Here is a 14,071-nt window from a genome sequence, read left to right on the forward strand (position 1 = left end):
GGTCGTGCCGGCGGACGGCTGCTCACCAGCTTCGGCGCCGGGCCCGCACTGCGCGCGGCGGACTACGCCGACCGGCCGCCGTCGGCTCACCCCCCGCCCGCCCGGGACGCTGTGCCGGAGCCCGGCGGACCGCCGTACCGACGCGCCCGTCAGCCGAGCGCCTCCATGAGGCTGTCGTGACCCGTGGCGGCCAGGATCGACTCGCCGGCCCGGGGCAGCCCTCCTGCGCCGCGGCGTCGAAGTCCGCGGCGGTGCACGGCTGGTGCTCCGGGTGGTCGGCGAGCCAGGTGGCCACGTCGATGGCCGGCGCGGCCTGCGCACCGACACCGGAGCCGGTGTCCTCCACCTTGGACTGCTCATCGGTGACGAAGGCGCAGAACGAGGAGGCGTCGACCGGGTTGGCGTCGCCGCCGGGCGACGGGTCCCCCGCCGAGGCGCTCCGCGACGCGCTCGCGCTCGCGTCCGGCGCCGGCGCACTGGTCGACGGTCCGCCACCGGCCTCGGCGCCCTTGCCGCCGCAGGCGGTCAGGAGCAGCAGCAACAGGGCCGCGGACACTGCGTACTTCATGGATTCCCCCCTCCTCCGGGACACCCCCACGGCCTCCGGCACCGCCATCCAACGGCATCGTCTTGCGCATGTCCCGGGAGCGGGCCGGATCGGTACCCGGCGGTGACCGTCACCGGACGTCACGGCCGAAGAGGCCTGCTCCCGCTATTGGTTGACGCTTCATCGAGGGGACATCCGACGAGGCTCGACACGTCAACGCGGTTCGGCCAGGCTGATCCGGGCATGTCAATCAGGCCGTGCACTCCCCCACCGCGGTCGACCAGGAGGAAGCAAGTGAAGAGAAGCTCGCGTATCGGCAGGGTCCCGGCTGTCGTCGGCAGCGCGGTCGCGCTGGTGATCGCCCTTCCGGGGACGGCTTTCGCCGCCCCGCCCACCGCCCTGCCCGCCAACGCGGACGGCCTGGAGCAGACGTTCCAGCCGGCGTTCGACTACGACACGGACGGCTGCTACGCCACCCCCGCCATCGGCCCCGACGGCACCATCAACCCGGGCCTGAACCCCACCGGCGCCCTCAACGGCAACTGCCGCGACCAGTCGGACCTGGACAACACCAACGGCTACGCCCGCTACAAGTGCAACAACGGCTGGTGCGCCATCATCTACGGCCTCTACTTCGAGAAGGACCAGGCCATACCCGGCATCAGCCTCGGCGGCCACCGCCACGACTGGGAGCACGTCGTGGTCTGGGTGAAGGACGACCAGGCCCAGTACGTGTCCACGTCGGCGCACGGCAACTTCAACGTCTACGGCCGCGACCAGATCCGCTGGGACGGGACCCACCCCAAGGTCGTCTACCACAAGGACGGCGCGAGCACGCACTGCTTCCGTCCCGCCAACACCAACGACGAGCCGCCGGAGAACCACTACCACGGCTGGCAGTTCCCGGACCTGATCGGCTGGAACGGCTACCCCGCGGGTCTGCGCGACAAGCTGAGCCAGGCCGACTTCGGCAGCGCGGTCTTCGGGCTGAAGGACGGCAACTTCAACGCCCACCTGGCGAAGGCCAAGCCGGCGGGCATCCCGTTCGACCCCAACGCCTGACGCGTGCGCCGGGACGGGGCGGCGCACCGCCCCGCCCCGTCCCGGGCACGGCCGCGTCAGACGGCGTCGAGCTCCGCGATCTCCTCGGCGGTGAGCACGAGTTCCACCGCGGCCACCGAGTCGCGGATGGTCTCCGGGCGGCTGGAGCCCGGGATCGGGATCACGTACGGGGACTTGGCGAGCATCCACGCCAGGCACACGCGCTGCGGGCTGACCCCGTGGACCTGCGCGACCCGGGCGAACGGGGCGTAGGACGAGCCGAGTTCGCCCGCCTGGGAGATGCCGCCGAGCGGGCTCCACGGCAGGAAGGCGATGCCGAGCTCGTGGCACAGTTCGAGCTCCGGCTCGCTGGAGCGGAAGGCCGGGGAGAACTGGTTCTGCACGGAGACCAGACGGCCGCCCAGGATCTCGTCCGCCTGCCGGATCTGCTCCGGGTCCGCGTTGGAGACGCCGGCCATGCGGATCTTGCCCTCGTCGAGCAGGTCGCGCACCGCGCCGACGGACTCGGCGTACGGGACCTTGGGGTCGGGGCGGTGGAACTGGTAGAGGCCGATGGCCTCCACGCCCAGCCGACGCAGCGAGTCCTCGCAGGCCCGCTTGATGTGCTCGGGCGAGCCGTCGAGGGTCCAGCGGCCGTCGCCGGGGCGCAGGTGGCCGCCCTTGGTGGCGACGAGGACCTCGGAGCCGCGTCCGTGGGACGCCAGCGCCTTGGCGATCAGGGTCTCGTTGTGGCCGACCTCGTCGGCCCCCAGGTGGTAGGCGTCCGCCGTGTCGATCAGCGTGACACCGGCGTCGAGCGCCGCGTGGATGGTGTCGATGGACCGCGCCTCGTCCGGCCGGCCCTCGATCGACATGGGCATGCCGCCCAGGCCGATCGCGCTGACCTCGGTGGCGCCGATGCGGCGAGTCTGCATGTGTCCGTGGCCTTTCTGGGCTTGCGTCTCGGCTCTTGCGTACCGACGGCGCTGATGGCGTGCCGGCACGACCGGATACGGGCCGCGGCCGTGCGGGCACGGGGCAAGCCTCGCCGGAGCTGCACCCACACGTCCAATAGAAGAAAGCGAACACATTCAGGAGCTAGGCTTCTGAATCATGGAGCTACGTCATCTGGAGTACTTCGTCGCGGTAGCGGAGGAGCACCACTTCACCCGCGCCGCCGAGCGCCTCATGATCTCCCAGTCGGGTCTGTCCGCCTCCGTGCGTGCCCTGGAGCAGGAACTCGGGACGCCGCTGTTCGTGCGCAGCACCCGCAGCGTCGAGCTGACCGCTGCGGGCCGGGCCCTGCTGGACGAGGCCTGCCGGACGCTGGCGAGCGTACGGGCCGCGAAGGAGGCGGTGGCGGCGGTGCAGGGCCTGATGCGCGGTGTGCTCACCATCGGCACCGAGCAGTGCCTGGCCGGGGTCGACGTGCCGGCACTGCTGGCCCGCTTCCGCGCCCGGCACCCTGGCGTCGAGGTCCGGCTGCGGCAGGCCGGGTCGGCGGCCCTGGTGCAGGACATCACCAGCGGCCGGCTGGACGTGGCCTTCACCGCCCTGAGCGGGGAGGCGCCCGAGGGGGTACGGCTGCGGCCGATCACCCGGGCCCCGATGGTCCTGCTCTGCCATCCCGGGCACCGGCTGGCCGGGGCGGAGACGGCCGGCTGGGCCGACCTCGGCGGCGAGGAGTTCGTGGACTTCCACCCCGACTGGGGTGCCCGCGGGCTCACCGACCGGGCCTTCGCGGCGAACCGTGTGGAGCGCCGGGTCGCCTTGGAGGTCAACGACGTGCACAGCCTGATCGACCTGGTCCACCACGGCCTGGGGATCGCGGTCGTGCCGCAGCCCATCGCCCGCAAGAAGCACGCCGCAGGCCTGCGCACCGTGGAGCTGGCGGGCGCCGAGGACCACATCTGGGAGGTGTCGGCCGCCCTGCCCCAGGAGGACCGGGTCTCCCCCGCCGCCCGCAAGCTGCTGTCCTACCTGCCGTGACGTCGCCTTTCCCGCCCGCGCCGGCGGCCCCGCCGTGGACCTGCGGGCGCCCGTACCCGCGCGCACACTGGTGCCGGGGGCGCGGCGCCGCGCCCCCGTCCCGTACCGTAGCGCCGTTCCCCGGAGGGGCATGAACACCTCGGCCCACGACCCGTACGTCCGGGTGCGCGGCGCCCGCGAGCACAACCTGCGGAACGTCGACGTGGACGTCCCCCGGGACGCGCTGGCGGTGTTCACGGGGGTCTCCGGCTCGGGCAAGTCCTCGCTCGCGTTCGGCACGATCTACGCCGAGGCACAGCGCAGGTACTTCGAGTCCGTCGCCCCGTACGCCCGCCGGCTCATCCACCAGGTGGGCGCCCCGGCGGTCGACGACGTCCTGGGGCTGCCCCCGGCGGTCGCCCTGGAGCAGCGCCGCGGGGCACCGACCTCCCGCTCGTACGTGGGCACCGTGACGACTCTGTCCAACACGCTGCGGATGCTCTTCTCCCGCGCGGGCCGCTACCCGCCCGGCGCGGAGGCCGTGGACTCCGACGCCTTCTCGCCCAACACGGCCGCGGGCGCCTGCCCGGTGTGCCACGGGCTGGGCCGGGTGCACCGGGCCACCGAGGAACTGATGGTCCCGGACCCCTCGCTGAGCATCCGCGACGGGGCGATCGCCGCCTGGCCGGGCGCCTGGCACGGCAAGAACCTCCGGGACGTCACGCGCACCCTCGGGTACGACGTCGACCGGCCCTGGCGCGATCTGTCCCCGCGGGACCGGCAGTGGATCCTGTTCACCGACGAGCAGCCGGTGGTGACCGTCCACCCGGTCCGGGAGGCCGGCCGGATCCAGCGTCCGTACCAGGGCACCTTCCAGAGCGCGCGGCGCTACACGATGCACACCTTCGCCGACTCCAAGAGCCCGGCGCTGCGCACACGCGCGGAACGGTTCCTGGAGAGCTCGCTCTGCCCCGCCTGCGGCGGCAGCCGGCTGCGCCCGGAGTCGCTGGCCGTCACCTTCGCCGGGCGGAGCATCGCCGAACTCAACGCGATGCAGCTCGCCCGGCTCGCCGAGGTGCTGCGCCCGGTCGCCCGGGGCGCGGTGGACGACCTGCCCGAGGGCCCTCAGCGGCGGATCGCCACGACGCTCTGCGCCGACCTCGTCGCCCGGATCGAGGTCGTCACCGAACTCGGCCTGGGCTACCTCAGCCTGGACCGCACGACGCCGACGCTCTCCCCCGGGGAGCTGCAACGCCTTCGCCTGGCGACCCAGTTGCGTTCCGGACTGTTCGGTGTCGTGTACGTGCTGGACGAGCCCTCGGCCGGGCTGCACCCGGCGGACAGCGAGGCGCTGCTGACCGTGCTGGTGCGGCTGCGGGAGGCGGGGAACTCGGTGTTCGTCGTCGAGCACGACATGGACGTGGTGCGCCGCGCGGACTGGATCGTCGACGTCGGCCCGCTCGCGGGCGAGCGCGGCGGCCGGGTGCTGTACAGCGGCCCGGTGGACGGGCTGGAGGCGGTCGCCGAGTCCGCCACCCGCCGTTTCCTGTTCGCCTCGGGACCCGATCCGGCAGCCGGCCGCACCACGCGGCAGCCGTCGTCGTGGCTGGGCCTGCGGGGTATCACCCGGCACAATCTGCGCGGCGTGGACGTCGAGCTGCCCCTAGTAGACTGTCGCAGCTAATGTGTGGGGTATAGGTGGCGGAGTTTGGTGCGTGCGTCGTGGGTGGTGAACTGCCAGTTCACCTGACGTTGGTCGGTGTTGGTGGTGTTCTGCCAGGCTGAGAGTTCGGTGTTGAGGGTGTCGAGGTCCGCGATGCGGTGGTCGAGGCATTGCCGGGTCAGTGCGGAGAGTTCGATCTCTGCGATGTTGAGCCATGACCCGTGTTTGGGGGTGTGGTGGATCTCGAGGCGCTGGGCCAGGGCGAAGGCCTCGGCTGGTTCGAATGCTTCGTACAGTGAGGCGATGTCGTGGGTGTTGAGGTTGTCCATGACCAGGACCACGGTCTCGGCGTCGGGGTAGTCCTCGGTCAGTAATCGCTTGACCTGGCCGGCCCAGTCGATCCGGGTGCGACGAGGCTGGGCGTCTACTCGGCGCCACCCGCGCAGGGGTTCAACCCACACAAAGATCGAGCACGTGCCGCAGCGGATGTACTCGCTGTCCTGGCGGGCGTCGCGGCCGGGGCGGGCCGGGAGCGGGTCGCGGGCATGGGCGAGGAGTTGGTAGGGCTTCTCGTCCATGCACACCACTGGGCGGGCCGGGTCATAAGGTCGGGCATAGACGGCCAGCACGTCTTCCATCCGGGCCGCGAACTGCGGGTTTGCTCGTGGTGGGATGGTCCAGCACTTCCTCAGATGAGGACGCAGCCTCGTTTTTTAAGATCCGCCCGATGGTTGAGTGGTCCAGATCGGGGATGCCCTCGACCAGGGCGACGTGCTTCTCCAGCAGCCGCAGCGACCACCGGGCACGGCCTGCAGGAGGCTGGGAGCACGCCAGGGCGATCAGCCGGGCCTCGACTTCACCAGTCACCGGCGAGGGCACCGGCGGGAGATCCCGCGGTTTCCGCTGGATCGTCGCCTCGACGTCACCACCGCTCTCGGCGAACCGCTTGGCCACCAGCCGCAGCGTCTCGCCCGAGACCCCGACCCGGGCAGCGATCGCATCCTGCGAGTCGATCTCACCAGCAGAGGTGTCCAGCGCGAGCAGCACCCGCGCCCGCCTGATCACCGAGGCCGGATGGACCCCCGTCGTGGTCACCCGAACCAGCACTTCACGATCGCCCGCGGTCAGCACCACCGGCCTCTTCTTCTGCGAACCCATCACACCAACTCCCGCTCGACAGAAGGGAAGGAACATCTGCCGGACACCACCATCCCAACCAAATAACCCAGGATTAAGCAACGACACGCTACTAGGGGTGTTCACGGCGATCACGGGGGTGTCGGGTTCGGGCAAGTCCACGCTGGTGGGCGTGCTCGCGGGGGTGCTGACCGAACATCTGGGGCCGGCCGGCACCGCGGACGGGGCGGCCGATCCCGCGGACGCGGGCGAGGGCGACGGCGACGCGTGGGACGGCGCCGGCGCCGGGCCGGCGGTCGGCGTCCTGGCGGAGGGGCTGCAGGTGGTGGACCGCCTGGTGCGGGTGGACCAGAAGCCCATCGGCCGCACCCCGCGCTCCAACCTGGCCACCTACACCGGCCTGTTCGACGCGGTGCGCAAGCTCTTCGCGGCCACCGACGACGCCCGGCGGCACGGCCACAAGGCCGGGCGGTTCTCCTTCAACGTCGCTGGCGGCCGCTGCGAGACCTGCCAGGGCGAGGGGTTCGTCGCCGTCGAGCTGCTGTTCCTGCCCGGCACCTACGCGCCCTGCCCGACCTGCCACGGCGACCGCTACAACGAGGAGACGCTGGCCGTCCGCTACCGGGGGCGGAACGTCGCGGAGGTGCTCGGCATGACCGTGGACGCGGCGGCCGGCTTCTTCACGGACGTCCCCCCGGTCGCCCGGAGCCTGCGCACCCTGCAGGAGGTGGGGCTGGGCTACCTGCGGCTGGGGCAGCCCGCCACCGAGCTGTCCGGCGGCGAGGCGCAGCGCATCAAGCTCGCCTCGGAACTGCAGCGCGGCCGCCGCGGGCACACCGTGTACCTCCTGGACGAGCCCACCACGGGGCTGCACCCGGCCGATGTGGAGCTGCTGATGCGGCAGTTGCACGGGCTGGTCGACGCGGGCCACTCGGTGTTCGTCGTCGAGCACGAGATGAGCGTCGTGGCGGGCGCCGACTGGGTAGTCGACCTGGGCCCCGGCGGCGGGGACGCGGGCGGCCGGGTCGTCGCCACCGGGCGGCCCGCGCAGGTGGCCGGGGCGGACGGGAGCCGTACGGCGCCCTACCTGGCACGCCGGCTGACGGGTTGACGGGGCGTCAGATGAGGCGCCGCGGGCTCAGGCGGCCCGCCAGCCGCTCCAGCGCCGTACGGAGATCTCGACCACGGGCCCCGCGGGCGGACGGCCGGCGTACTGGCCGTACTCGGCGGTCAGCAGGGCGACGAGGCGGGCGGCCGCGGCGGATCCACCGGCCGGGGGGAGGACGCGGGCCGTGCCGTCGGCGCGGGCCCACCAGAGCACGTCCCAGTCCTCGTCGTAGTGGTCGGCGAGCAGGCAGACCGCCGGGTTGGCCTCGATGTTGGCCAGGCGTTTGAGGCGTGTGGTCCGCTTGGGCTTGTGGTCGACGGCCAGCGCGACCGTGTCGCCGTCCACGGCGAAGACCACCGGCACCAGGTGCGGTGTTCCGGCGGCGTCGGCGGTGGCCAGGCGGGCGACGCGTGCCGCGGCGAAGCGCTCGCGCGCCTCGCCGCTCGTCAGGGCCGGCATCGGGCCTCCCCTCGTCGTGGCCCGCCGGTCAGCGGAACCCGTCGGCGAGCGCCGCCAGCCGGTCCAGGTGCTCCAGGGTCTCCCGTTCGGGCAGCGTCGGCAGGTAGAGCAGGACCCGTTCGACGCCGAGCCGCCGGTAGCCCTCGAGGTGGTCCGGGCCGCCGCGGACCGCGTACACCGTCACGGGCACGTCCCGTCCGGCGACCTCGCGCAGCCGCTCCATGCGCGGGCCGAGGTCGTCCGGCCCGTCGCTGTTGGCGATCCAGGCGTCACCGAATTCGGCGACCCGGCGGAACCCGCCCTCGCCGCCGCCGACGTAGATCGGCGGGTGCGGCCGCTGCACCGGCTTGGGCCAGGCGAAGACGGGGTCGAAATCGACGAACCGGCCGTGGAACTCGGCCTCGTCCGAGGTCCACAGCTCGCGCATCGCCCGCAGGCGTTCGTCGGTGAGCAGACCGCGCGTGGCGGGGTCGGTGCCGTGGTTGCGCATCTCCTCGCGGTTCCAGCCGACGCCGACGCCGAAGACGGCGCGGCCGTCGGAGACCAGGTCGAGGGAGGCGACCTCCTTGGCCGTGTGGATCGGGTCGCGCTGCGGGACGAGCGCGATCCCGGTGCCCAGCAGCAGGCGCCGGGTGACGGCGGCGATCACGGACAGGGCGACGAAGGGGTCGAGAGTGCGGTAGTACATCCCCGGCAGTTCGCCGCCCTCGGGATAGGGGCTCTCGCGCCGCACCGGGATGTGGCTGTGCTCGGCGATGAACAGCGAGTCGAACGCCCGTTCCTCCAATGCGGTTCCGAGTGGGGCGGGCCGGATGCCCTGGTCGGTGATGAAGGTCGAGATCCCGATTTTCACGACGGCTCCGTGGGTTGCGGCGGCGGCGAGGACTGGCCCCGCTGTGCTGCCTACCCCGCCCGGGGGGCCGTGCGCCCCCGACCACCCGGGCGGAGCATCGTCGCCGGACCCTGCCGGGCCGGGCGCCCGCTCAGCCGGCCGCCACGCGACGCGCGGCCACCGGCGCCCGCCCGCGCCGGTGCAGTTCCACGGCCAGCGGCGCCGCGGTGAAGACGGAGGACCAGGTGCCCACGGCCAGCCCGATGAACAGGGCCAGCGCGAAGTCGGCGAGCGATCCCTCCCCCAGCACGGCGAGCGCGGCGAGGATGAACGCAGCGCCCATCCCGGTGTTGACCGTACGGGGCACCGTCTGCAGGACCGCCGCGTTGGCGACGCGGGCGAAGGGGCGCCTCCGGTCGCGCCGGGCCAGTTCCCTGACCCGGTCGAAGACGACGACCGAGTCGTTGACGGAGTAGCCGATGACGGTGAGCAGGGCCGCGACGAAGACGCCGTCGACGGGCTTGCCGAGCCAGGCGAACACCCCCACCATTACGACGACGTCGTGCGCCATGGCGACCACCGCCGCCGCGCCGAACGTCCACCGGAACCGGGCGGCCAGGTACACGAGCTGGGCGGCCAGCGCCACGACGAGGGCGATGACGGCACCACGTCGCAACTCCTCGCCGATGCCCGGTCCGACGGACTCGTCGCGGAGCTTGTCCGCCTGCCCTCCGAGGTCGCCGATCGCCGCGGTGACGCGGTCCTCCTCCGCCTCCGTCAGCTCCGCGGTGCGCACGGTGAGACGGTCCTCGCCCGAGGTCTGCACGACCGCCCGGGGGAACCCGGCACCGGCGAGGACGTCCCGTGCCCGGTCGGCGTCCACCGGCCGGTCCGTGGCGTACTCGATGAGCCGGCCACCGGTGAACTCCACCCCGAGGTCGGCACCGCGCACGAGGACGCCGGAGCCCGCCAGGACGAGGACCGCCGCCGACACGGCGAGCCAGCGCCTCGGACGACGCATCAGGTCCGGGTCACGGCGCGTGACCCACTCCCGTACGGTGCCGATGCCCGCGATACCGGACAGGTGCGGCCGCCGCCGCACACCGCGGCGGGCGACGGCCAGGTCTGCGAGGACCCGGGTGATCACCAGCGCGCTGAGCATGGACGCCAGGACACCGATGCCGAGGGTGACGCCGAAACCGCGCACGGGCCCGGAGCCCAGGAAGAACAGCAGCGCGGCGGCGATGAGCGTGGTGACATTGGTGTCGGCGACGGCGCTGAAGGCGTTCCGGAAGCCGGCGGTCAGCGCGGACCCCAGGCTCGTGCGGCGCCGTGCCGCGTACTCCTCCCGGGCCCGTTCGAAGACGAGCACATTGGCGTCCACCGCCATGCCGATCGCCAGGACGAAGCCCGCGAGTCCCGGCAGGGTGAGGGTGGCGCCGAGGGCGGCCAGCGCGGCGTAGGAGACCAGGCCGTGGCAGGCGAGCGCGACGACGGCCAGGGCGCCGACGAGCCGGTAGACGCCGATGACGAACAGCGAGGTCAGCACCGTGCCGATGCCGGCGGCCCAGCCGGCGGCCGTGACGGCCGCGGCGCCGAGGGTCGGGCCGACCGTGCGCTGCTCGACGGTCTCCACGGGGACCGGGAGGGCGCCCCCGCTGATCAGCAGCGCCAGTTCGCGGGCCCCGCCGTCGTCGAAGGTGCCCGTGATCCGCGTCGACCCGCCGGTGATGCCGGTCCCGCAGGCCACCGACGGGTCGACCTGCGGGGAGGAGATCACCTTGTCGTCCAGGACGATGGCGACGCGGCGGGCGGGGTCGCCCGCCGGGTGGCAGGCCGCCTCCCCGGTCAGACGCGCCCACTTGTCCCGGCCCTCCCCCTTGAAGTCGACGTCGACGGTCCAGCCCGCGCCGGTGTCCTGGTCGAAGCGGGCGCGCGCGCCCTTCACGTCCCCGCCGGTGAGCGAGGCGGCGCGGAGCCGGAGCGACTGGCCGGACTCGTCGGCGAGTACGCGTTCCACGGGCCCCCCGGGCTGCGGGGCGGAGGTGTCTCCGGCCGTGCCGAGCACGGCGTGGAAGGTGAGCTGGGCGGTGCGGCCGAGGACGGCGGCGGCCTGCGCCGGGTCCTCGACGCCGGGCAGTTCCACGATGATCCGGTGGTCACCGGACTGCGCGATGACGGGTTCCGCGACGCCGAGGGCGTCGATGCGGCCGCGCAGCACCTCGACGGTGCGTGCGGTGGCCTCCGCGCCGGCGGGCGCCGAGGGTGCCGAGGGTGCCGAGCGGGTCTCCAGGACGATCTGGGTGCCGCCGCGCAGGTCGAGCCCGAGGCGGACCGGCACGGTGGCGGCGACGTAGAGGGACAGGGCGACGGCAACGAGGGCGAGCAACGCCCGCACGCGCGCGGCGCGTGTCACGGGGCCTCCAGCAGGCATGGCGCAGCCGCGCGGGGCGGCGTGCGAGGGTGAAGTGACAGATGTGAGGTGACAGGTCGTCAGATGCCGGTGGAGGAGGGTGGGGCGCGTCCGCGGCGGAGCGAGGCGTGCGCGCTCGCGGTGGCGGCAGGGGCGGCGGCCGGTCGCGGCGTGACGTACCGCGGACAGGGGAGGGCGGTCCGGGCGGAGGAGGCCGCGGCGTCGAGGGTCGGCGAGTGCCGCTCACCCGGGGCGTCGCGCCACGTCCGGGCGGGTGCCGCACAGTCGGTGCGCGGCCCGGCGGTGCGCGGCCCGGCGGCGTGCGGACCGGCGGCGTGCGGACCGGGGCCGAGGTCACCGGCGGCGGCACGGGGCGGCGGGGCGTGCCCGGCTCCCGTCGCGGCGGCCGGGACGAGGAGCCCGAGGAGGGCGAACAGGGTGGCGACCAGCGTCCCGGCGACCGCCCTCGCCGACCGGCGGGAGCCGCGCGGGCAGGCCGCGGGGGCACGTCGTGCCATGCGGCACCTCCTCGTCGGTCGTCGGGGGTGGGGAGGGAAGGGTCGGGGTCCGGGAGGCCGGCTCACGCCTCGATGAGGCCGGCCCTTATCGCGTAGCGGGTGAGCTGCAGCCGGTCGTGCAGGCCGAGTTTGCCCAGCAGGTTCGCGCGGTGCCGGTGGACGGTCTTGACGCTGATGACCAGCGTCTCGGCGATCTCCTTGGAGGAGTGCCCCTCGGCGACGAGCTTGAGCACCTCCTCCTCCCGCGCCGTCAGCACGTGGTCCGGGGTCTCCTCGCCGTGGCGGGCGCGGTCGAGGTAGTTGCGGATCAGGGCGGTGACCGCGCCCGGGTAGAGGAAGGGCTCGTCGCGCATGGCGGCCCGGCAGGCGGCGACCAGGTCGCGGTCGGCGACCGACTTCAGCACGTAGCCGCAGGCACCCGCCTTGAGGGCCTGGAAGAAGTACTGCTCGTTGTCGTGCATCGTCAGCATCAGGATGCGCAGCCCCGGTCTCAGCGCGGCCAGGTCGCGGGTGGCCTGCAGGCCCGTGAGGCGGGGCATCGAGACGTCCAGGATGGCCAGGTCGACGTCCTGGGCGCGGACCAGCGCGATGGCCTCCGCGCCGTCGCCCGCCTCGGCGACGACCTTCAGGTCCGGTTCGCGGTCGAGGATCAGCCGCACCCCGCGGCGCACCAGGGCGTGGTCGTCGGCGAGGAGGATGCGGATCGGGGCCGGTTCGGTCGGGGTCATCAGCGTTCCCTCTGGGCGGGCACGGTCAGCCGGACCTGGGTGCCGGCCCGTGGTGTGGAGGTGATGTCGAGCACGGCGCCGAGGAGCAGGGCCCGTTCGCGCATGCCGCGGATGCCGGCGCCCTCGTGGACGATGCCGGTGCCGCGTCCGTCGTCGCTGACGCCGAGCACGACCCGGTCGCCGCGGTGGCGCAGGCTGATCTCGACGCGTTCGGCCTCGGCGTGGCGGGCGACGTTCGTCAGGCTCTCCTGGACGACGCGGTACAGCACGAGTTCCGTCTCGTGGTCGAGGGAGGGCAGGTCCGTGTCGAAGCGGCGCCGCACTCCCAGCCCGGTGTGCGTGGCGAAGTCACCGGTGAGCGAGGTCAGCGCGCTGACCAGGCCGAGGTCGTCCAGCACCGCGGGACGCAGCCGGCGGGCGAGCCTGCGGACCTCGTCCAGGCTCTCCCGGGTGATCTCCTGCGCCTGCTGCAGTTCGCCGCGGAGCGGCTCGGGCGCCTGGTCGGCGGCCCGGGTCAGTTCGAGCAGGACGGCGGTCATGCTCTGCCCCACCTCGTCGTGGAGTTCCTGGGCGACGCGGCGGCGCTCGGCCTCCTGCGCGAACAGGACGCGGGCGCTGCTGGTGGCCCGCTCGGCCTCCAGCCGGTCCAGCATGGCGTTGAAGGTGCGGATCAGCTCGGGCACACCGCCGTGGCCGCGCGTCGCCGGCAACCGCTGCCCGGGGCGCAGCAGGTCGACGGTGGTCATCAGCCTGGTCAGCCGGTCCAGCGGGGCCAGGCCCACCCGCAGCAGCACGGCGTTGGCGACCAGCATCACGGCGAGGCCGCCGACCAGGATCACCGCCTCGGCCAGCACCACGGGTACGGAGACGGTCACCGGGGCCCACAACAGCAGTGCCGTGGCCGTACCGAGCACCACGGCGTTCAGCCCGAAGATCCGCCAGAACAGGGACACCTGACGTCGGCCTCCTTCTCCCGCTCTTCCCTCGTCGCTCCACGCGCGCACACCTGGCGCCCGCCTCCGCGGGTTCCGGCAGGCGGGCGCGGCCGCCGTCATGGCGGCCTCCCTCCAGCCTGCCCGCGCCCGGGTGCCCTGGTCGATGGGGTGCGACCCCCATCTCTGGGCTGGCCATGAGGTCGCCGGCCGGCCCGCGGATGGGGTCCGGTGCCCACAGGAGATGGGTGTCACGGCCGATGGGCAGGAGCCGCCCGCTCGGCCACGGTGGATGGTGACCCCCCGCGTGGTCCCGGCCGGCGCCCTCCTCGGCGCCGGCCGCCCGCGCATCCCCTCCCAGGAAGGAGCACGCCGTGTCCACCGACACCGCCCGGCCCGGACCCCGGCCCGAGCCCCCGCCCGGCCGCATGGCCGCGCACGAGGCCCGTCAGCGACTCGAGCACGAGCGCGACACCCGGCTGACCCAGCTCCGTGCCGTCGCCGAGGCCGGCTGGGCTGCGGACGACCACGTCATGGTCGTGCAGAGGGAGGCCATCCAGCGGGTGCTGGGGGAGATCGAGGCCGCGTTCGCGCGCCTCCGGGACGGCAGTTACGGGGTGTGCCCCGACTGCGCCGGTCCCATACCGGCCGAGCGCCTGGAGATCCTCCCGTACGCGCGCCGCTGCGTGGCCTGCGGGCGCCGTGCCGCGTGATCCGAGGACCAG

Annotated in this window: 13 protein-coding genes and 2 pseudogenes; 5 read left to right on the forward strand and 10 right to left on the reverse strand. The window is 73.6% G+C overall.

Annotated elements, in window-relative coordinates; translation table 11 throughout:
• Nucleotides 1–22 precede the first annotated feature (22 nt).
• Nucleotides 23–568, reverse strand: a complete 546-nt coding sequence (locus OIE69_RS04875; protein WP_326570687.1) for a hypothetical protein — start codon at nucleotides 566–568, stop codon at nucleotides 23–25.
• Nucleotides 569–841: 273 nt separating this feature from the next.
• Here OIE69_RS04875 and OIE69_RS04880 point away from each other — a divergent pair, with 273 nt between their 5' ends.
• A complete protein-coding gene (locus tag OIE69_RS04880; protein WP_326570688.1) occupies nucleotides 842–1,609 on the forward strand; it encodes an NPP1 family protein in 768 nt (255 codons plus the stop codon).
• Nucleotides 1,610–1,665: 56 nt separating this feature from the next.
• Here OIE69_RS04880 and OIE69_RS04885 read toward each other — a convergent pair whose 3' ends face one another.
• On the reverse strand, nucleotides 1,666–2,523 hold the full coding sequence (locus OIE69_RS04885; RefSeq protein ID WP_326570689.1) for an aldo/keto reductase: 858 nt from the start codon (nucleotides 2,521–2,523) through the stop codon (nucleotides 1,666–1,668).
• Nucleotides 2,524–2,701: 178 nt separating this feature from the next.
• On the opposite strand from OIE69_RS04885, the gene OIE69_RS04890 reads away from it, so the two are divergent.
• A complete protein-coding gene (locus tag OIE69_RS04890; protein ID WP_326570690.1) occupies nucleotides 2,702–3,577 on the forward strand; it encodes a LysR family transcriptional regulator in 876 nt (291 codons plus the stop codon).
• A 130-nt stretch (nucleotides 3,578–3,707) separates the two neighbouring features.
• A pseudogene (locus OIE69_RS04895) lies at nucleotides 3,708–5,222 on the forward strand (ABC transporter); the annotation flags it as partial.
• Between the two features lie 14 nt (nucleotides 5,223–5,236).
• On the opposite strand, the gene OIE69_RS04900 reads toward OIE69_RS04895, so the two are convergent.
• Together OIE69_RS04900 and OIE69_RS04905 are read right to left on the reverse strand one after the other, a co-directional pair.
• Complete coding sequence (locus OIE69_RS04900) at nucleotides 5,237–5,923, reverse strand: IS630 family transposase (RefSeq protein WP_326580982.1); 687 nt, start codon at nucleotides 5,921–5,923, stop codon at nucleotides 5,237–5,239.
• On the reverse strand, nucleotides 5,820–6,377 hold the full coding sequence (locus OIE69_RS04905) for a helix-turn-helix domain-containing protein (RefSeq protein ID WP_326570060.1): 558 nt from the start codon (nucleotides 6,375–6,377) through the stop codon (nucleotides 5,820–5,822). Before OIE69_RS04905 ends, OIE69_RS04900 begins: the two co-directional genes overlap by 104 nt.
• A gap of 88 nt (nucleotides 6,378–6,465) precedes the next feature.
• Here OIE69_RS04905 and OIE69_RS04910 point away from each other — a divergent pair.
• Nucleotides 6,466–7,467 (forward strand): annotated as a pseudogene (locus OIE69_RS04910) (ABC transporter); the annotation flags it as partial.
• A gap of 27 nt (nucleotides 7,468–7,494) precedes the next feature.
• Here OIE69_RS04910 and OIE69_RS04915 read toward each other — a convergent pair.
• The 6 genes from OIE69_RS04915 to OIE69_RS04940 all read right to left on the reverse strand — a co-directional run bounded on the left by OIE69_RS04915 (nucleotide 7,495) and on the right by OIE69_RS04940 (nucleotide 13,367).
• Nucleotides 7,495–7,923 (reverse strand): TIGR03668 family PPOX class F420-dependent oxidoreductase, encoded by a 429-nt coding sequence (locus OIE69_RS04915; protein ID WP_326570691.1) that lies wholly within the window; start codon nucleotides 7,921–7,923, stop codon nucleotides 7,495–7,497.
• A gap of 28 nt (nucleotides 7,924–7,951) precedes the next feature.
• A complete protein-coding gene (locus OIE69_RS04920; RefSeq protein WP_326570692.1) occupies nucleotides 7,952–8,776 on the reverse strand; it encodes an LLM class F420-dependent oxidoreductase in 825 nt (274 codons plus the stop codon).
• A 130-nt stretch (nucleotides 8,777–8,906) separates the two neighbouring features.
• Entirely contained in the window at nucleotides 8,907–11,171 is a 2,265-nt protein-coding gene (secD, locus tag OIE69_RS04925; RefSeq protein WP_326570693.1) for a protein translocase subunit SecD, read from the reverse strand.
• A 77-nt stretch (nucleotides 11,172–11,248) separates the two neighbouring features.
• A complete protein-coding gene (locus OIE69_RS04930) occupies nucleotides 11,249–11,686 on the reverse strand; it encodes a hypothetical protein (protein ID WP_326570694.1) in 438 nt (145 codons plus the stop codon).
• Nucleotides 11,687–11,748: 62 nt separating this feature from the next.
• A complete protein-coding gene (locus OIE69_RS04935) occupies nucleotides 11,749–12,414 on the reverse strand; it encodes a response regulator transcription factor (RefSeq protein WP_326570695.1) in 666 nt (221 codons plus the stop codon).
• Nucleotides 12,414–13,367: a sensor histidine kinase gene (locus OIE69_RS04940; protein ID WP_326570696.1), complete on the reverse strand. Its 954-nt coding sequence runs from the start codon at nucleotides 13,365–13,367 to the stop codon at nucleotides 12,414–12,416. Before OIE69_RS04940 ends, OIE69_RS04935 begins: the two co-directional genes overlap by 1 nt.
• Before the next feature lie 353 nt (nucleotides 13,368–13,720).
• Between OIE69_RS04940 and OIE69_RS04945 the strand changes: the two genes are divergently transcribed.
• The gene (locus OIE69_RS04945) at nucleotides 13,721–14,059 is read left to right on the forward strand and encodes a TraR/DksA C4-type zinc finger protein (protein WP_326570697.1); all 339 of its coding nucleotides are present in this window, start codon (nucleotides 13,721–13,723) and stop codon (nucleotides 14,057–14,059) included.
• Nucleotides 14,060–14,071 lie beyond the last annotated feature (12 nt).

Origin of the sequence: Actinacidiphila glaucinigra, from assembly GCF_035918135.1 — a bacterium.
GTDB lineage: Bacteria > Actinomycetota > Actinomycetes > Streptomycetales > Streptomycetaceae > Actinacidiphila > Actinacidiphila glaucinigra.